Consider the following 16456-nt stretch of genomic DNA (forward strand, 5'->3'; position numbering starts at 1 on the left):
TGGTGAGTGATGAAGCGGCTACTCCGGAAATGAGATTAACCGCTGGCGCGCCTACCTCGGTTCTTATTTCGTCTTTAGCTAGGTCTTATTGGGGTGTGTTGGATGGTCCGGAGTGGAGGGCTGTTAGGGGTGTGTTACAGGCTTTGACCTTGGTTCCTACCTCTAAAAGCGCTGTAGCGCGTTTTGATTATAAGGGTGAGGTGCTTTCTACGGCTTGCCAGTTGCAAAGGATTTCGGGGTATTGCGAGCGGTGGACGCGGATAGCGCTACAGGCTTTGGAGGAGATGGGGGTGATTCGGTGGACGCGGGGCATGATTGTTTCCGGTAATCCCACCTCGTCCCTGTTTACCGTGGTTAAGCGAAAACTGGTCGAGTTGATTAAGTTTGCCCGGCCTCGCTCTAAGCGGATTGATGAGGAGACCCGTAATAAGTTTATTGCCCGGCTCATGGATATTTTGAAGCGCCGCCGCGGTAAGGACGGGGAGGAGCGCACCCCTGATAGCGTGCGTGTGCCGTCTAAAGGGCGGGGCGGGGTTCAGACTAATGACTTGCAAGCGCGTTCTGCCTGGTCGCTCCATGCGGAAGTGAATGCTAGCCCCTCTAAGTCCTTAGGAGGTTACCCCGCTAGGGGGGTAACCCGCCTAAGAAAGAGATTGTTCCGCTCACCAGATAAGGACAAGCGCGAAGCGCTTGATTTGTTTAGCGCGTCGGCTAATCCGGTGGAGGGTTGTTCGGCGCTGTCACCAGAAGTAAAAGAGAGTTTGATTAGCAATTATGAGGAGTTGGAAATGTTGCCACCTATGCCCGCAGCCCACCTTGACCGCCTACCGGACATTTGTCCACATGGTGGATATGACCCGGCGCAGTGTCACCTTTGTGTGGACGCTACCAGGAATAAGAGCGAGATGGAGAGCTGGAGACGGCGGGTTGGTCAAGACCCGGCGTATAAGAGAGCGGAAGAAGCCGGGCTGTTAGAGGTATCAGACAAGCAGATAATCAGAGACCGCGCTACCCAGATAGCTACCAAGCAAGCCGAATCCATGGCGTTCAAAGACCGCGCGGAGTGGATAGCGTACATCATTACTACCGCTGACCGTTTGGTTAAGGAATATGAAGCCAAGGGAGCAGCGGTGTTATGGCGATAGAAAGTAGGCAGGCGATGAGGAAACCGTTAAGAACCACGAGGGGCGGTGGGTTGCTTACCACTGAGGAAGTAGCCGCGATTCTGGGAGTATCGCCCGGGTATGTTAAGCAGCTCAGGTACATGGATAAGGGGCCGGCGTTCATTAGGCTTGGGCGGGCTATTAGGTACGCGCCGGGTGATGTCACCGCTTACGCTAGGCAGGTACGCAATGGTTAAATGGAAAGAACTACCCTACCGGGTAAGGCGTGAGCTCACGGCACAGATAGCTGAGCGTGATGGGTGGGTGTGCCAGCTATGCGGGCTACCCATCAGCCGTTACCCGTTGCGTCGTCGTGACCAGCTGACCGCTGACCATATCATTCCGGAATCACACGGCGGGCCGTCCACGATTGATAACCTTAGGGCTGCTCATTGGGGCTGTAACAGCGCGCGCGGAAACAAAATGAAGCGGCGGGTGGTCATCTACGATATCTTGCGGGAAGTGTTATTGGCGTGAGGAACTGGAATCTACCGGGCGCGGTTTTTTCTGAGAGAATACGCCCTGTCCACTCCACGCCGCCAGGCTATAATCCCTCCCCTTTTAACTCAAAAAAAATCCCCTGACCAGGAAAGAAACCAAAAATGACAGGTAATATCATTGATTCTTTAATCCCTGAATGGGACGCAAGCCAGCGCAAAAAAGGACAATCCTACACAGCCGCTTGTGAAACGATTAAAGCCCTTACAAGCCAGGGCAAGCTAGAGCAAATGGACGCAGCCCTATGCGAGTTGCTGCTCTCTACGGCTGTTGATATTGATTCCATAGCCCCGGGTGATGCTGCCTCGGGTCGCGCTGCTATCCGTAAGACTTATTTAGGGATTCTAGGCAAGCTTTACGAGGTGATTGACGAGCGAGAACGCGCCGCTAATAGTACCGGTAATGCTACCCCGCAAGAAAGAGTAGCCGAGCTGCTACATATCGTGTCATGAAAATACCTGCCTCTAAATGGGTGGCTGACCCGCCGCCCTCCTACGCCCCCGCGCCCGCTAAAGGATATAAATCTGAAGCGGCGCCTATCTGTGTGATTGCGGCAATGATGGGGTGGGACTTGCAGCCCTGGCAACGCCGAGTACTCAAGGCAGCTACCCAGTACAAGCAAGACAAAAAAGGGAAGCGGCATTACCGTTTCCGTGAAGTCCTTATCTCTGTTCCGCGCCAATCGGGTAAAACAACCTTGGTATGTGCTCTCGGTATCTATAGGGCTTTGCTTAATCCGGGGTGCGAGATTTATTTTTCTGCGCAATCCGGGCTATATGCTTCCGCTGCTATGAAAAAGCTAGGCTCCGCGTGGGAAACCCATTGGGATAAAGACCTAAAAGCGTGTTTTGATTTCCTACGCTCTAACGGGTCTGAGGGATTCCAAGCTAAGAACGGCTCCATATTTCAGCGTTTCACTAGGGGACCAGAAGCCATGCACTCCAAATCCCCGCGGCTAGTCATTAACGATGAGATATGGACTCTAAATGCGTTAGAGGGCGCTGACCTGGTGGGAGGGATACGCCCCGCGCAATCAACCTTTGGAGATGAAGCCCAAATCTGGCATTTATCAACCATGGGAACCGATAAAAGCGACTTTCTTAACGACATGGTTCAAGATGGCAGGGAAGGTAAACGCGCGGATTTGGGTTATTTTGAATGGTCTTTAGCGCCCGGTCTAGACCCCACAGATTCTAGCCTTTGGGGCTTTCACCCCGCTCTTGGTAACACCCAAACCCTAGACACCCTCAAATCCGATTTTCTTTCTCTTTGGGAACGCACCCCGCAAGAGTGGGAGCGTGGTTACTGCAACCGTCCTACTAAGACCCTTACCGGGGAATACGTACCCTCTGCTATGTGGGAAGGTTTAGAAGAAGCCGGTAATATCCCCAAAGACAACCCAACATTAACTTTCTCTGTGGAAGTTTCCGGGCGCGGTACGGCTGCTACTATCGCGGCTGCCTGGCAGAGAAGCGAGCCCAACCCGGGGCCGTCCGTTGCGATTATTAAGCAAGCGCCTTTCACTAGGTGGATTATTCCCGCCCTTAAAGCCCTAAAGGTCAAGTTCCCTACCGCGGCGGTGTATGTGGACGCTGCTGGACCCAACCGGCGCTTGCTAGAAGATTTCGCGGCTCAGGGCGTAAGAGTCCAGGAAGTAGACCTAAAACAGCGGTTACTTGCAGACGGTGACTATTTCACGGCGATAAGAACCGGGACTTTGGCGCATGATCATTCCCCCGCTTTAGATGAAGCTAGGAACGGGATAATGGTAAAAATAACCAACGGTTTAGAGCGCATCGACCGGGATAAGTCAGCCAATGACCCCGCCGCCATGATAGCGGCGTCCGTGGCCGCATGGGGTGCTTCCAGGGACGAAAAACTAGCCATCTATATATAAACCGCCGCTATCCCTTAGTGTCCCTCCATATCCCTCCATGTCCCTCCTGTAAACAATCCCTAGGAGTTTTAGGGGGCTGTGGCTTAGCTTTTCGGGTATGGGAATCCTAGACTTTTTCAAACGCTCTAAAACCTTTAGCGTTTCTACTGGGAAAGGTATCACCCCGCCCCCGAGAACCGCCCGGCTAGATGAACCGCTATCTTTGCCCGCTGTTTATCGCGCGGTGCAGGTAATCGCTAACGGCATTAGTCAGTTACCGCTTTATGCTGAGAAGAACGGCAAGCGGCTCACCCCTAGCCAGACCCCGGGAATCCTTAAAACCCCTGACCTGAGCATCTCTAGGGATGAGTTCATAGAGCAGCTAGTTTTATCCCTAGCGCTCCGCGGTAATGCTTATTGGCTGGCTATTGGGGAATATAGGGGCGCCCCGGCTGAACTACGCGCGATACACCCGGATTTAGTTACCGTTACCTGGGATAAAACCAAAACCCGCCGCGTATATTCCATTAACGGCAAGCAGGTAGAGCCGGGGAAGATGGGACACGCCGCCCTATCGCGTATGCCGGGAATGCTTACCGGTATCGGGCCTATCACCGCCGCGCGGCGCGACCTAGAAGGCGCGGCCGCCATCCGCGATTACGCCACCGATTATTTTGCTTCTTCTGGCCAGCCCGCCGGAATCCTCTCCACCGAGCAGCCCCTAAACAAAGCAGAAGCAAAAGACATTCTCTCAGTCTGGAACTATTTAGATGAAAACGGTCAGCCCTTGGACATGGCCGCTAACCCCTCCAGAGTAAGAGTGCTCCCCAAAGGCATCAAGTACACCCCGATTCTCATCAGCCCTAAAGACGCGCAATGGCTAGAAGCACGCGCCTTTACCACCACCGAGATAGCGCGCCTGTTTGGCGTACCCGCCGGGCTACTGCTAGCCGCCGTAGACGGCAACTCCCAAACCTACAGCAATATCGAGCAAGCATGGATAGAGTTCAGCCGGTTCACCCTCACCGGATACACCCGCAAAATAGAGGGCGAACTCACCCGCATGTTACCGGCGGGAATGCAAGCCAAATTCAACTACGAAGGCTTACTTAGGGCTGACACCAAAACCCGGTACGAGTCCTACCAAATCGCTATCAATTGCGGGCTACTAACCAGAAATGAATGCCGCGCGTTAGATGGACTCGAACCCCTAGACGACCAAGAAAACCAAACCGAAACCGAAGAGCAGGAGAACGTTAATGAGTGACCTAGACCAGTTCCAGACTCGCTCCCTCACAATCCGAGCAGACGGCAACGAAGAAAACGCCCGCCAGGTTACCGCGCTAGGCGTGCCATATAACGACGAAACCCTAATCTTCGAGGGTTTATATGAGCAGTTCGCGCCCGGCTCCGTAGACGCAGAAGGCGCAATCCTGCGTTATGCGCATTCTGAGCCAATAGGGCGCATCACCGCTACCCGCGAAACAGAAAACGGTATCGAGTTTGACGGGCTCATCTCCCACACCACACGGGGAGATGAGGTCTACCAGCTCCTAAAAGACGGGGTGCTCACCTCTTGCTCTATCGGGTTTGAGGGCATCGAATACGACCAAGAAGACCGAGAAGACGGGGCACATATCACCTGGAAGAAAGTACGCGCCCGCGAATTCTCCATCGTGGAATTCCCTGCCTATGACGCCGCAAAGATAGAAAAAGTCCGAGAAAAACAAACCAAACCAAAGGAAGAAAAGGAAAAAGATATGGAAAACGAAACCACAACCGAATCCGTAGGGACTTTGGAGCGTATGGAAGCCCTGGAGCGCTCCCTCGCCTCCCTAAAAGACAAGCCCGCCCCCACAACCCCGGGTATTAAGTACCGCTCTTACGGAGAATACGTAGCCGGATATAAGAAGGGCGAAGACGAAGCTAAACAGTTAGCGCGCGCCGCTGCTACTGGCACTAGCGCCGATTTCGTGAACCTACCTATCTGGCTAGGCGATATTGAAAAGCGCATGGAGGCAAAGCAACCGATAAAAAATCTTTTTACCACTATCGCCTTACCGTCTACTGGTATGACCATGGAATATGCGCAAAAGGCAGAGCCGTCTACTATCAAGACCGCAAAACAGGCGAAAGAGGGCGCAAAGCTACCTACCGGGCTTCCCGCTACCTGGAGCGTGCAGTCCGCTACCGTGTCTACCTACGGCGGCGCGGTAGAAGGCATCACCCGGCAAGCTATCGAGCGCACCACCAGCCCTGTTATTTTAGATGAAATCTTCAAGGATTTGGCATATCAATACGCGGCCACCATCGAAGCAGACGTTAGGGAAAAGTTCCAAGCCATCGTGACCGCTAATACCCCGGTTTTGACGCTTACCAAGGGGACTACTGCTAGCGTGGCAGACCTTGAAGACCTCCTATTAGATTTACAAGACGTTTACGAGGATATCCCCTACTCTATGGACGGTCTGCTAGTATCGCCTACCGTTTTCAAGTGGGTAAAGAACCTACCCCGCGACCCGCGCGCGTTGCAGTTACAAGGCGCACCCTTAGAGCATCAAGGAACTATCACGTTTAACTTACCGTCTGCTCAAATCGGGGCTGTCACCATTACCCGCGTTCCTAAGTGGGAAGGTGACCACATGGTTGCCTACTCGAAAGATGCGCTAACTACGGCGGAGCTTCCCGGCGCGCCCTTGCGTCTCGAGGATGAAAACATTACTACCCTAACTAAAGAGTTCGCAGTCTACGGTTATGCCGCGATTTTCAGCCAGCACCCGGATTTGATTAAGCCGGTCAAGATTGGCGCCTAGAAATGGCAGATATCAACCAGCTACGGGCCTTTACCGGGGCAGCCACGCAAGATAGCGAATACTTATCCGCTTGTCTTGAGGCTGCCACCGAGCGGGTAAAACTCCACATCGGGAACTGTCAAGTACCAGAACCCGTGCTAAACCAGGCAATTCTTGAGGTTGCTGGGAATCTTTGGCAGCGGCGGGTAGGCAAGCAGGATTTAGCGGCTTTCGGAGACGGCACTTTATTAGCGTCTCCTACCCGCCCGGCTCTTGACCCGCTCACCCCCGCCCGCGCTCTGCTAGCACCCTGGCTAGGAGTTGGTATCGCATGAGCCTACTAGCCGACATTATCGAATCCGAGCAGATGGCATTAGCGGCCGCGTTGCCGGAATCTTTCCTAGTAACCGCCGAGCCAACTAGCGGCTACGCAGCCCTGGCAGCAGGCAAAAATACGGCGATTATTACCGAACCGAACCTAAAACCAGAATCCTACTGCCAGCTAGCAGTAGATTTTGAGGTTTGGCTAATCGCCACCTCTCAAGACCAGAGCCAAGCCCGCGCCGCCCTCTCAGAGGCAATAGAGGCACTAATGCTAATCGGGTTTGATAACGCCTACGCGCTAGGGGTAACCCCGCCTGGAACCAGCCGCTACTACGCGGCATACAAAATCAACTATACAAACAGCTACCAAATATAAGGAGAAAAACATCATGGCAGTAAAAGCAGACAAGCTGGGACCTGGAAAACTCACGTTTACCCCTGATGAAGGAGGGCAAGCTAAAGAGTTTGCCGGGCAATGCACCAAACTCACCTATAAACCCGAATATAAAACCGGTGACCCCACCCCCATGTTAGATGGAAGCGAGTATCTAGAGCCCGGGGAACTGACCGGCTCTCTAGAGGGTGAGATCATGCAAGACTACGGAACAGACTCGCTGCCGAAATGGTGTTTTGACCATATGGGTGAGGAAGTGAACTTTGTTTTCAAACCCAATAACACTAGGGCGCTTACGATTAAAGGGCGCTGCCAGGTGGCACCGGTAGAAATCGGTGGCGACGTCAAAAAATCCAACTCGACTTCCTTTAGCTTTCCTACCGTGGGTAAACCCACCCTAGAAACTGCTGAAGCTTCCAGTCAAGAATAGCCATGGCGAAAGACCGCGGCGCTGTCCAAATCCTAGGGTTAGACGAGCTCAGGTATTCCTTGCGTAAAATCGGGGACGACTTAGAAGACTTCAAAGCCCTAAACTCCGAGATAGCCCAAAAGGTGGCTTCCCGCGCCCGCTCCAAAGCCCCGCACAAGGACGACAATTTAAGACCGACTATTAGGGGTGGCGGGGCGAAACGCAAAGCCACCGTTAGAGCTGGTAACGCCCGCGTTAAATATGCGTGGGTAATCCATTGGGGACGGAAGATGTGGCCATCTAAGACGGCTGACCCGCCCACATCGGGGCGTAAACCCTTTGCCGCCCCCGTAGAAGCCCGCCCATTCATCATGGAGACAGCGCGCGCTATGGATAGCGAAATTCAAGCAATGTACGCCAAAGTAATCGACCAAAAAACCAAACAACTCAAAGGAGCAAGATTATGAGCATCAAAATCAAACAGGTAGAAGTAATTTATCAAGACGGCCGTGAAGCAACCTACCCGATTATCCCGACCGCTATCGTAGAAGCCGAAGGCTACGCCACCTCCATCGGTATGACAACCGCTCAAATGCCCTACGAATCCACCCTCTATGCAGCCTGGAGCGTAGCGCGCAAAAAAGAATCCGATACCCCAGAGTTTAAGACCTGGATGCAATCCCTAGTAGCAGTAGAAGAAACCGAGGGGCAAGGCGTCCCTTTTCGAGGAACCGACTCTAACAACTGCGATAGCAGCCCTATGTCTAGCGACACAAACTAGCCCCGCCGGGTGGCTGAACGCGCCACCAGGCATTTTATATGAAGCGCTCGAGCAACTAGTAGAACTACAGGAGGAATAATGGCAGGCCCCGCCGTAATGGCAATCAAGATAGTTGGTGACGCTACCGGTGCTACCAACGCGCTAAACGGCGCGGGCGGATTCCTCAGCAAGTTCACCGCCAAATTTGGCAAAGCCGGGCCTTTGGTCGCTGCTGGCATCGCTGCTATCCCCGTGGCAGCCCTAGCAGCAGCCAAAGGACTCTACAACATCGGCGCCGAATTTGACGGCATGTACGACACCATCAGGGTTGGAACCGGCGCTAGCGGGAAAGCTTTCGAGGCTCTAAAAGACTCCGCCCGCAACGTAGCAGCCAGTGTGCCCGCTGATTTTGACAAAATCGGAAAATCCCTAGCAGACGTAAACACGCGCACCGGGCTCACCGGTAAAACCCTAGAAACCGTCTCTAGCCAGTTCCTAGAAGCCGGGCGAATCCTAGGCGAAGAAATCAATATCCAAAAAGCAACCGGGGCGCTAAACAGTTTCAACATCACCGGCAAACAAACAGAAGCCGGCATGGACACCCTTTTCCGGGTCTCCCAGGCTACCGGAATCTCCATGAACAATTTATCGGGAATCCTGGGTAAGAACGCGCCCGCCCTGCAATCCCTAGGGTTTTCCTTTAACGAATCCGCGGCCATGGCAGGGCTACTAGACAAGAGCGGGCTGGACGCTAATAAGACTCTTGGTTCTATGGGTAAAGCCCTCCTAGAGGTCTCCAAGTCCGGGGAAAAACCCGCCGATGCTTTCAAGCGGGTTACCGGGCAAATGGGGGAAATGCTCAAAAAAGGAGACGAAGCAGGAGCCCTAAACCTCGCTTCTAAGCTGTTTGGAACCCGAGGCGCCCCCCAATTTATCGGGGCTCTAAAATCCGGGGCAATCAACATGGACGCCATCGGCAAAGCCGCGCAAGGAAGCGGGGACACCATTCTAGGAGTAGGCAAAGAAACCGCTGACGCAGCCGAAGCCTGGCAACTACTCAAAAACAACGCCAAACTAGCGTTAGAGCCCCTCGCTTCAGGGGTATTCAACGCTTTAGGGCAAACCCTTGGGTGGCTAGCCGATAAAATAAAACTCCTAACAGGCGCTGGCGGGCTATCCTCACTAGGTCAAGCCTTTGATTCACCAGCCCTAAAATCGGCTGGCGCTATTTTCCAGTCAATCGGAAGTCAAATATCTTCCGTATATCAAACCGCCAAACCCGCTTTGGCTGAAATCGCATCAACCGTTAAACCCATCTTTTTATCCCTACTACCCGTAGTTTCCTCTAATGTCACCGCGATATGTGGAATCATTAAAGGCGCTTTCGGGATAATCAAAGGAATAGTGCAAGTATTCAAAGGGATACTAACCGGGGACTGGTCAAGCCTTTGGGACGGGATTAAATCCATACTCTCCGGGGTGTGGAGCGCCATCAGCGGGATAGTTACCGGTGCTTTCGGGCTAATCAAAACAATCTTCACCAGCGCTCTAGCAGGGGTGAAAAACATTTGGTCAGGTGCATGGGGCGGAATAAAAAATCTCGCATCAACTATTTTTGGTGCAGTAAGCTCCGTGATTGGAAACGTATGGGGAAAAATTAAATCCGTTTTCACTTCCGGGATAAACCTAATCCGAAATATCTGGTCTGCCGGGTGGGGGTGGGTCAAAAATAAAGCCTCCTCGATTTGGAGCAGCATCACCGGGGCGATATCGTCCGGGGTAAGCAAAGCTATATCAGTAGTAAAGTCCCTACCCTCTAAAGCCGTGAAAGCTATCGGTAACCTAGGGTCAAAACTACTTGGAGCCGGAAAAGACCTAATCCAAGGCATGATCAACGGGGTAGGCTCCATGGGAAGCGCGATTTGGGACGCCTGTAAAAACATAGCGAAAAAAGCCATCAGCTCGATTAAAAACTTTCTAGGAATCGCGTCCCCCTCCAAAGTTTTCACCCTCATAGGTAAACAAACCGGTCAAGGCTTCATCAACGGTATAGAATCCATGGCTGGTGACGCTAGGCGGGCATCAAAAAATCTAGTATCAATCCCAGCAAGCCAGCCCATACCCAAAATCAGTGCCCGAATAAACCCCCACCAGCCCCACCACCCCGGGCAAGTAGCGCCCATAAACATCACCGTGAACGGGGCGCTCGACCCCCTAGCAGTAGCTAGGCAAATAAAACAGCTACTAACCACTCTTGAGCGCGGCCGCGGTCAAATCACAATCCACTCAGGAGCAGTAATCGCATGAGCAGACTATGGGTAGGAGACTGGGAAATACCAGATGACACCGCCGCGCTCGAAAAAGGTGGTTTCGCGGTACTAGACGGGGTACGCATCACCTTTGGGCGACAAGGACAGCTAGACACCCCGCAAATAGGGACACTTACGGCTACAATCCGCTGCCAGAGTATTCAAGCAGCTAAAAACGCCCAAAAAATCCGGCCAGGTCTCCCATGCGTCCTAAACGCCACCACCGAGCTATCCCACACCATAGCCGAAACTAAAACCATCAAGGACGGGTGGATAACCCCTTATATCCAAGACGGTGAGCCCATAGGATACGCCGAATATAGCGGGAACTATTACGTTTCCGGGTCTTGCTGGATAGGACACGGTACGTGGAATAGCGGTAACCCTCAAGAATGGAGATATGTAGCCGATAAAGTAAACGCCGGCTCAATCATAGATATAGAGCTAACTATCATCGCCCCCCAATATGCGCCCGTTCCCCCGATAGCCCGCCTGACTAATGTCTTTAACCCGGATTCCACCTATCTAACCATTTTGGAATCCGACCCAGAAATAAAAGCCCACAACACCGAGACCGAAACCTGGAAAATCGCGGGGCAAGGCGCCATGCCACAAGAAGGCTACCCCGTACTCTACCTACACGCCCCCGCCCTCACCTGGGATAACCACCCAGAAGAAGAAACCTGGGAAACTATCCCTAACCCCTCCTGGCGAATATGGGGCTGCTGGAAAATAGAAAAAACCTTAAAACTAGGGGCAACCTCTCGCGCTTCCCAATCCGTAAACGTATTTTCCGGGGTAATAACCGGGCTACAGATAAAAGGATTACCCGGCGGGAAAAGCGAAATCAACCTGACCGCCTCCGACCACCTCCACCCGCTAAACGCCGCAAAAATCGCAGCTCCCCGCCGGCAAGCAGAACCCCTAACCAGCCGTATCCAATGGGTGCTAGACCAGACCGCCGACTACCTAACAGGAGCCGGATACACCCCGCTAGCCCTGCTCACCCAATCCGACATAAACCCGGTTCTGCAATCAATAGACGTAGACGCACGCACCGCCCTTGACCTGATAAACCAAGCCGCTAACTCAGCTGCTCTAACCGCCTGGCCAGTAGTATCAGAAGGTGGAGACTGGGGAATCTTCCTAGAAGACGCAGACGCCCGCCCCGCCATCTCCTACATCACCCTAGACTCAGCCGGGATAGTATCCACCGAAAAAACCCACACCAACTGTGTCATAGTAGACGGGTCACAAATCCCCCTAGACGGGGTAACAATAACCAAAGATGGGGAAGTATCCGCAACCCAATGTGAGGTCACCTACCCGATAGAAAAAACCGACCCCCAAAGCGGGCAAATCTCCTACGAAACCGGCAAAACCCTAACCGGATATATCGGGCCTGCCGGGCTAAAAATCGACACCTGGCTAAAACACCCTAAAGACGCGACAGAAACCGGTAACCGATGGCTACGCAGAGTCGAGCGCGGTGACTGGAAAATAAGCGGAATAAGAATCGACACCCACCGCCTAAAAGGCGATACCAGCGCCGGGCAACTAATCGATATCCTCTACCGTATCGGACAGCAGCTAGTAATCTACTCAATGCCCGCCTGGATACCCACCGCCCACGACATCGAACGATTCTGCATAGAAGGCGGAACCCTCACCTCCCACAAAAACGGGTGGATTATCGACCTAAACCTAACCAGACCAGGAGGCGCCGGCTACGCCCTCAAATGGGAAGAAATCCCCGCCCCCGCCACCTGGGACAAAACCCCATTGCCATGGGCACGGTTCGCAGCCCTAACAACCAAAGCAAAAATAAAGGAAGGATACAAAGATGCCCGCAACAACTAGCCAATTCAAAATCCCCTACCCAACCGGGGGAGACCCCGTAAGAGACGCACCCCAAACACTCCAAAACGCAATGCAGATAATTGACGACTATCTGCACGAACCATTCGTTTTAATTGACGGCGCTAAATACCCTATCAACGGAGCAGCTATCCCTCCTGAAAACTGGCAGTTTGCGGGACAAAAACCCTGGTTCTATGCAGCTTTTGACATACCAGCCCCATATATCCCGCCCGCCGGATACACTTTTGAAACTTTCGTCTTAGAATCCAGCTCAACCACGTTTGTATGCACATCAGAGCTAAAACGAGACCAAAAAATGATTACCTGTCGATTCATACAAACCTGGTCAAACGACCCCAAAGCCCTAAAGCTAATCGGCTGGCGCCTCGTACCTACATCTACCGACCCAAACCGACTAAATTAAGGAGAAATAACAATGTCTTACACTTACGAGACTCAATATAACAGCCCTAACTACCAAAAAGGCAGACCAGCGGGCGCGCCCGCTTTCATAGTTATCCATCATTGGGGAATCGACGGGCAAAAACACCATAACGTAGTGTCCTACCTATGTAGAAAAGGCGGGAACTCTTCCGCTCACTACGTAGCAAGCGCTGGAATCGTAACTTGTATCGTAGACCCCGATGATCGCGCCTGGCACGCCGGAAAAACCGGAAACCCGCGCGGAATCGGTATTGAGTGCCGCCCCGAATGCTCTGATGGGGATTTTAGGACAGTCGCAGAACTAATCGCTGAGTTGCGCAAAACCTACGGCAACCTACCACTGGTAGGACACAAAGACCATATGAACACCGATTGCCCCGGAAGATGGTATCCCCGCCTACAAGAACTATCCAACCTAGCAAACAGCCTAAAAGGCGGAACATCGACCCCCGCCCCCGCCCCTAGCCTAGACCTAGAAGCACTCGCTACCGCGGTAATCGCCGGGAAATACGGCAACGGTGAAGCAAGAAAACGCGCCCTAGGGGCTAACTATCAAGCGGTGCAAGCAATCGTGAACAAACGGCTAACCGGCAAATCAAAGCCCGCCCCTAGCGTGAACCTAGAAGCACTCGCTACCGCGGTAATCGCCGGGAAATACGGCAACGGAGAAGCCCGCAAGCGCGCCCTAGGCGCTAACTATCAAGCGGTGCAAGCAATCGTAAACAAAAGGCTAAAGGGGTAAGTCATGGGGCGACATTCAAAAGAAAGATTCAACTGGCTAACCCCGCAAGTTCGCGGCTGGCTCTACGGTGTAATAACTGCCCTAGTACCCCTCCTAATCATTTACGGCGTACTAGACGAGCAAACCGCCCCGCTCTGGATAGCGCTAGCAGCGTCTATCCTAGGCACTTCCACCGCGCTAGCCCACACCCCAAAGAAAGAGTGAAAATGACACTACCGACAAGCCCCCTCATTTGGTGGCAAGATTTCGCCGGAATCGCAGCCCTAATAACAGCTGTAGCCTCTATCCCAGGCACAATAGCGGCAATACACCTAAAAAAGACTAGAGACGAAATCGGCAAAGAGTTCCAACCTAACCACGGGTCAAGCCTGGTAGACAAAATAAACCTCTTGACCGACTCGGTAAAATCAGTCGGTCACCAAGTAGGAGAAATCAGGCGAGACATGGCAAGAGAACACGAAGCCATAAACCATACACTCGAGCGTCACGAAAAAGAAATAAAAGAAAACCGAGACGCAGTAACCACCATCAAAATACTGCAATAAATGTGACCAACACAATTAAAATAATGCAGCTTTCAGCTTGCATAATTGCTGCATAAGTGGATAAAATGGAAGTGTTCTTGAGGGAAACCGAAAGAATATCCCCCGGGCAGGCCGGGGGATAAAACAAGAGAAAGGAAAATCATGTTACCTGTCGAAATAGTAAACATGATTACTAACCTTTCAATTGCTATTGTAGCCTGGCTCACCTGGTGGGACAAGCGCAAAAAGTAAAAGAAAGGTTAGCCCCCTCCGAAAGGAGGGGGAACTTTCTCTTACTCTAGGAGGGCAACATTATGGTTATGCAGATATTACAGCTAGCAATATCGTTAGTAGCTCTGGCTGGCGTTATCGCCGTCTACCGCCAAAACAAGCACGATGATTAACTATTTAACGGTGAACGGGATAGCCCGAAGATTCGGGCTATCCCCTCACACCATAAAAAGCTATATCACGCGAGGAACATTCCCCGCCCCTGATGCCGCGATTGGAGCAGGAAAAGCCATAAAATACGGTTGGCTACCCGAAACCGTAGACAACTGGCAGCAAACCCGCCCCGGCAAACCCGGCAGACCCCAAGGCAGCATCAAGCAGCGCCCATAACTGCCGCCCGCAACCTAGCGGGCGCAACCGTCACATAAGCTAGCGTAGTTTCCGGGGAAGCGTGCCCTAAAAGCTCTTGAACGCTAAGCAAATCCCCCGTAGCCTGATAGGCACGGGTGGCAAACCCGCGCCTAAGGTCATGCATAGAAACACCGCTAGGTAGCACCCTGGACACCAGCGCGCCTACTGTGGCCGGTGCGAGATGACCGGCGTCTGCTCCCGGGAAAAGGAAGCCGCCCGCCGCGCCTTGTCTAATCGCTCCTGCTAGGCTCTCGGTAATAGGCACTTGCCTATCTTTACCGCCCTTGCCATGCACAATAAGAGAAGCACCTAAAAGATCGGCGGTGACATCGCGGGCATGTACCCTGGCTACTTCACCGCGTCTTAGCCCTGCCTCGCTCGCAAGCCTGACCATCATCTCTACACGCTCGCAAGCTACCGCGCGCGCTTGCTCCACCTCTGACAAAGTGGCAGGGCGCTTAATCGCTCTGAACTTTTTACATGCGGGTAAATCTGCCACCGGGGAAACTTCCACCCGCCCGGCAAGCACCGCCCAGGAATAAAAGCACTTGACCGACTGATGAGCAGACCGGCGGGTATTAGGCGCCCAATCGTGAGCAGCTGACCAAGCCACCGCCGCGCCTAAATCAACTTGCCACGGCGGCATATCTACCCAGCGGGCAAACCGTCTAACCCACCTAAACCGCAAATCCCGGGTAGTAGCAGGGCGCCCCTCAGAAACTAGAAAACTGACAAATTGCTTAAGTGGTTCCTCCCAGCCAGCAGGAACAGGCTCTAATCCAATCATTTCTCATTTTACATATCGGCTTAGAAGAAACTGTTAATCCATCTCATACCCAAAGCCTTGTAATCCCGAGGTTGCAGGTTCGATTCCTGTCGGGGGCGCCAAGTGTAACCCAGGTAAACCGGTTTTACCTGCCAGTATTCCCAATACCCCCTCCCCGACAGCTTTAGTAACTACGCCCTGACAGCTTTCGCTAGTTTCGATCACCAATCTTTAGACTACGTACAGCTGCGCGTCCTTAAGAACCGGATTGTTAGCCCTACGCCCCCAAGCCTTGCGCCAAAACCTCTTTCGCGACCTCTTGACATTCTTCGCTGGACGGGCCTTCTCCGGGCGACCAAAGTGCTTTGCGGTAGTAACGCAGTTCCTGGATAGATTCACGAATGTCGGCGAGGGCGCGGTGCCCCCCATGCTTTTCCGGTGCGTTATAAAAGGCGCGCGGATACCAACGTTTGGCCAGTTCTTTTACCGAAGAAACATCCACTAGCCGGTAATGCAGGTGTGAGATTACCTGTGGCATTTCCTTTTCCAGGAACTGTTTATCAGTACCTACCGAATTTCCCGCCAGCAGAGCCTGCCCCTTACCGGGAACGAAACGTTTAATGTAGTCCAAAACCTGTTTTTCGGCCTCCGCCAAATCGAGCGCCACCGCAGTTTCCAATTCCGCTAACAAACCGGACTTAGTGTGCATCTCGCGCACAAAATCCCCCATATGATCTAAGGCCTCCGCCCTAGGTTTAATCAGCAAATCGATTCCCTCATCCACGATATTGGTCTGTCCATCGGTGATAATCACTGCCACTTCTAGTAGGCAATCTTTCTCTAAATCCAGACCGGTCATTTCGCAGTCAATCCACACGAGCGGTTCTTTCAAGTTATTACTCATACCTTTACCCTAATCCAAACTTGCCTCAGTGCCAGATAGCGAAAGCCCG

Annotated in this window: 22 protein-coding genes; 19 read left to right on the forward strand and 3 right to left on the reverse strand. The window is 52.8% G+C overall.

The window, feature by feature from the left end; translation table 11 throughout:
• Positions 1-2 precede the first annotated feature (2 nt).
• From PG728_RS03680 to PG728_RS03765, 19 genes are all read left to right on the forward strand, one after another.
• Entirely contained in the window at positions 3-1145 is a 1143-nt protein-coding gene (locus PG728_RS03680; RefSeq protein ID WP_270625913.1) for a hypothetical protein, read from the forward strand.
• 14 nt (positions 1146-1159) lie between these two features.
• Positions 1160-1360: a helix-turn-helix domain-containing protein gene (locus tag PG728_RS09350; protein WP_408648198.1), complete on the forward strand. Its 201-nt coding sequence runs from the start codon at positions 1160-1162 to the stop codon at positions 1358-1360.
• On the forward strand, positions 1353-1640 hold the full coding sequence (locus tag PG728_RS03685; protein WP_270625914.1) for an HNH endonuclease: 288 nt from the start codon (positions 1353-1355) through the stop codon (positions 1638-1640). The genes PG728_RS09350 and PG728_RS03685 overlap by 8 nt, the downstream gene beginning before the upstream one ends.
• Positions 1641-1765: 125 nt before the next feature.
• Positions 1766-2113 carry a hypothetical protein gene (locus PG728_RS03690; protein WP_270625915.1) on the forward strand — a complete coding sequence of 116 codons (348 nt, stop codon included), beginning with the start codon at positions 1766-1768 and terminating at the stop codon, positions 2111-2113.
• Positions 2110-3558: a terminase large subunit gene (locus PG728_RS03695; protein ID WP_270625916.1), complete on the forward strand. Its 1449-nt coding sequence runs from the start codon at positions 2110-2112 to the stop codon at positions 3556-3558. The genes PG728_RS03690 and PG728_RS03695 overlap by 4 nt, the downstream gene beginning before the upstream one ends.
• Before the next feature lie 97 nt (positions 3559-3655).
• A complete protein-coding gene (locus tag PG728_RS03700) occupies positions 3656-4804 on the forward strand; it encodes a phage portal protein (RefSeq protein ID WP_270625917.1) in 1149 nt (382 codons plus the stop codon).
• Positions 4797-6350, forward strand: a complete 1554-nt coding sequence (locus PG728_RS03705) for an HK97 family phage prohead protease (protein ID WP_270625918.1) — start codon at positions 4797-4799, stop codon at positions 6348-6350. The genes PG728_RS03700 and PG728_RS03705 overlap by 8 nt, the downstream gene beginning before the upstream one ends.
• A gap of 2 nt (positions 6351-6352) precedes the next feature.
• A complete protein-coding gene (locus PG728_RS03710; protein WP_270625919.1) occupies positions 6353-6664 on the forward strand; it encodes a head-tail connector protein in 312 nt (103 codons plus the stop codon).
• Complete coding sequence (locus PG728_RS03715) at positions 6661-7029, forward strand: hypothetical protein (RefSeq protein WP_270625920.1); 369 nt, start codon at positions 6661-6663, stop codon at positions 7027-7029. Before PG728_RS03710 ends, PG728_RS03715 begins: the two co-directional genes overlap by 4 nt.
• Positions 7030-7042: 13 nt before the next feature.
• A complete protein-coding gene (locus PG728_RS03720; protein ID WP_270625921.1) occupies positions 7043-7477 on the forward strand; it encodes a hypothetical protein in 435 nt (144 codons plus the stop codon).
• A 2-nt stretch (positions 7478-7479) separates the two neighbouring features.
• The gene (locus PG728_RS03725) at positions 7480-7923 is read left to right on the forward strand and encodes a hypothetical protein (RefSeq protein ID WP_270625922.1); all 444 of its coding nucleotides are present in this window, start codon (positions 7480-7482) and stop codon (positions 7921-7923) included.
• Positions 7920-8237: a hypothetical protein gene (locus PG728_RS03730; RefSeq protein WP_270625923.1), complete on the forward strand. Its 318-nt coding sequence runs from the start codon at positions 7920-7922 to the stop codon at positions 8235-8237. Before PG728_RS03725 ends, PG728_RS03730 begins: the two co-directional genes overlap by 4 nt.
• 78 nt (positions 8238-8315) lie before the next feature.
• Complete coding sequence (locus PG728_RS03735; protein WP_270625924.1) at positions 8316-10523, forward strand: phage tail tape measure protein; 2208 nt, start codon at positions 8316-8318, stop codon at positions 10521-10523.
• Positions 10520-12385 (forward strand): hypothetical protein, encoded by a 1866-nt coding sequence (locus PG728_RS03740; RefSeq protein ID WP_270625925.1) that lies wholly within the window; start codon positions 10520-10522, stop codon positions 12383-12385. The genes PG728_RS03735 and PG728_RS03740 overlap by 4 nt, the downstream gene beginning before the upstream one ends.
• A complete protein-coding gene (locus PG728_RS03745) occupies positions 12369-12809 on the forward strand; it encodes a hypothetical protein (protein ID WP_270625926.1) in 441 nt (146 codons plus the stop codon). The genes PG728_RS03740 and PG728_RS03745 overlap by 17 nt, the downstream gene beginning before the upstream one ends.
• Before the next feature lie 12 nt (positions 12810-12821).
• On the forward strand, positions 12822-13571 hold the full coding sequence (locus PG728_RS03750) for an N-acetylmuramoyl-L-alanine amidase (RefSeq protein ID WP_270625927.1): 750 nt from the start codon (positions 12822-12824) through the stop codon (positions 13569-13571).
• 3 nt (positions 13572-13574) lie between these two features.
• On the forward strand, positions 13575-13775 hold the full coding sequence (locus PG728_RS03755) for a phage holin (RefSeq protein WP_270625928.1): 201 nt from the start codon (positions 13575-13577) through the stop codon (positions 13773-13775).
• Between the two features lie 2 nt (positions 13776-13777).
• Positions 13778-14116, forward strand: coding sequence for a hypothetical protein (locus PG728_RS03760; protein ID WP_270625929.1), 339 nt, complete (start codon positions 13778-13780; stop codon positions 14114-14116).
• A gap of 375 nt (positions 14117-14491) precedes the next feature.
• Positions 14492-14716: a helix-turn-helix transcriptional regulator gene (locus tag PG728_RS03765; protein ID WP_270625930.1), complete on the forward strand. Its 225-nt coding sequence runs from the start codon at positions 14492-14494 to the stop codon at positions 14714-14716.
• Here the strand turns inward: PG728_RS03765 and PG728_RS03770 are convergent.
• The 3 genes from PG728_RS03770 to orn all read right to left on the reverse strand — a co-directional run bounded on the left by PG728_RS03770 (position 14700) and on the right by orn (position 16407).
• Positions 14700-15383, reverse strand: a complete 684-nt coding sequence (locus PG728_RS03770) for a tyrosine-type recombinase/integrase (protein WP_270625931.1) — start codon at positions 15381-15383, stop codon at positions 14700-14702. The two genes, PG728_RS03765 and PG728_RS03770, sit on opposite strands and share 17 nt — an antisense overlap.
• A gap of 174 nt (positions 15384-15557) precedes the next feature.
• Positions 15558-15728 (reverse strand): hypothetical protein, encoded by a 171-nt coding sequence (locus PG728_RS03775; RefSeq protein ID WP_270625932.1) that lies wholly within the window; start codon positions 15726-15728, stop codon positions 15558-15560.
• Positions 15729-15780: 52 nt separating this feature from the next.
• Positions 15781-16407, reverse strand: a complete 627-nt coding sequence (gene orn, locus PG728_RS03780; protein WP_072509545.1) for an oligoribonuclease — start codon at positions 16405-16407, stop codon at positions 15781-15783.
• Positions 16408-16456 lie beyond the last annotated feature (49 nt).

This window comes from Varibaculum timonense (assembly GCF_027694345.1).
GTDB classification, from domain to species: domain Bacteria; phylum Actinomycetota; class Actinomycetes; order Actinomycetales; family Actinomycetaceae; genus Varibaculum; species Varibaculum timonense_A.

Coding starts and splice junctions, on each gene's coding strand:
- PG728_RS03720 (WP_270625921.1), top strand. CDS start 7,043: ATGGCAGTAAAAGCAGACAAGCTGGGACCTGGAAAACTCACGTTTACC.
- PG728_RS03690 (WP_270625915.1), top strand. CDS start 1,766: ATGACAGGTAATATCATTGATTCTTTAATCCCTGAATGGGACGCAAGC.
- PG728_RS03745 (WP_270625926.1), top strand. CDS start 12,369: ATGCCCGCAACAACTAGCCAATTCAAAATCCCCTACCCAACCGGGGGA.
- PG728_RS03735 (WP_270625924.1), top strand. CDS start 8,316: ATGGCAGGCCCCGCCGTAATGGCAATCAAGATAGTTGGTGACGCTACC.
- PG728_RS03730 (WP_270625923.1), top strand. CDS start 7,920: ATGAGCATCAAAATCAAACAGGTAGAAGTAATTTATCAAGACGGCCGT.
- PG728_RS03705 (WP_270625918.1), top strand. CDS start 4,797: ATGAGTGACCTAGACCAGTTCCAGACTCGCTCCCTCACAATCCGAGCA.
- PG728_RS09350 (WP_408648198.1), top strand. CDS start 1,160: ATGAGGAAACCGTTAAGAACCACGAGGGGCGGTGGGTTGCTTACCACT.
- PG728_RS03700 (WP_270625917.1), top strand. CDS start 3,656: ATGGGAATCCTAGACTTTTTCAAACGCTCTAAAACCTTTAGCGTTTCT.
- PG728_RS03750 (WP_270625927.1), top strand. CDS start 12,822: ATGTCTTACACTTACGAGACTCAATATAACAGCCCTAACTACCAAAAA.
- PG728_RS03695 (WP_270625916.1), top strand. CDS start 2,110: ATGAAAATACCTGCCTCTAAATGGGTGGCTGACCCGCCGCCCTCCTAC.
- PG728_RS03740 (WP_270625925.1), top strand. CDS start 10,520: ATGAGCAGACTATGGGTAGGAGACTGGGAAATACCAGATGACACCGCC.
- PG728_RS03765 (WP_270625930.1), top strand. CDS start 14,492: ATGATTAACTATTTAACGGTGAACGGGATAGCCCGAAGATTCGGGCTA.
- PG728_RS03715 (WP_270625920.1), top strand. CDS start 6,661: ATGAGCCTACTAGCCGACATTATCGAATCCGAGCAGATGGCATTAGCG.
- PG728_RS03755 (WP_270625928.1), top strand. CDS start 13,575: ATGGGGCGACATTCAAAAGAAAGATTCAACTGGCTAACCCCGCAAGTT.
- orn (WP_072509545.1), bottom strand. CDS start 16,407: ATGAGTAATAACTTGAAAGAACCGCTCGTGTGGATTGACTGCGAAATG.
- PG728_RS03760 (WP_270625929.1), top strand. CDS start 13,778: ATGACACTACCGACAAGCCCCCTCATTTGGTGGCAAGATTTCGCCGGA.
- PG728_RS03685 (WP_270625914.1), top strand. CDS start 1,353: ATGGTTAAATGGAAAGAACTACCCTACCGGGTAAGGCGTGAGCTCACG.
- PG728_RS03725 (WP_270625922.1), top strand. CDS start 7,480: ATGGCGAAAGACCGCGGCGCTGTCCAAATCCTAGGGTTAGACGAGCTC.
- PG728_RS03710 (WP_270625919.1), top strand. CDS start 6,353: ATGGCAGATATCAACCAGCTACGGGCCTTTACCGGGGCAGCCACGCAA.
- PG728_RS03770 (WP_270625931.1), bottom strand. CDS start 15,383: ATGCCGCCGTGGCAAGTTGATTTAGGCGCGGCGGTGGCTTGGTCAGCT.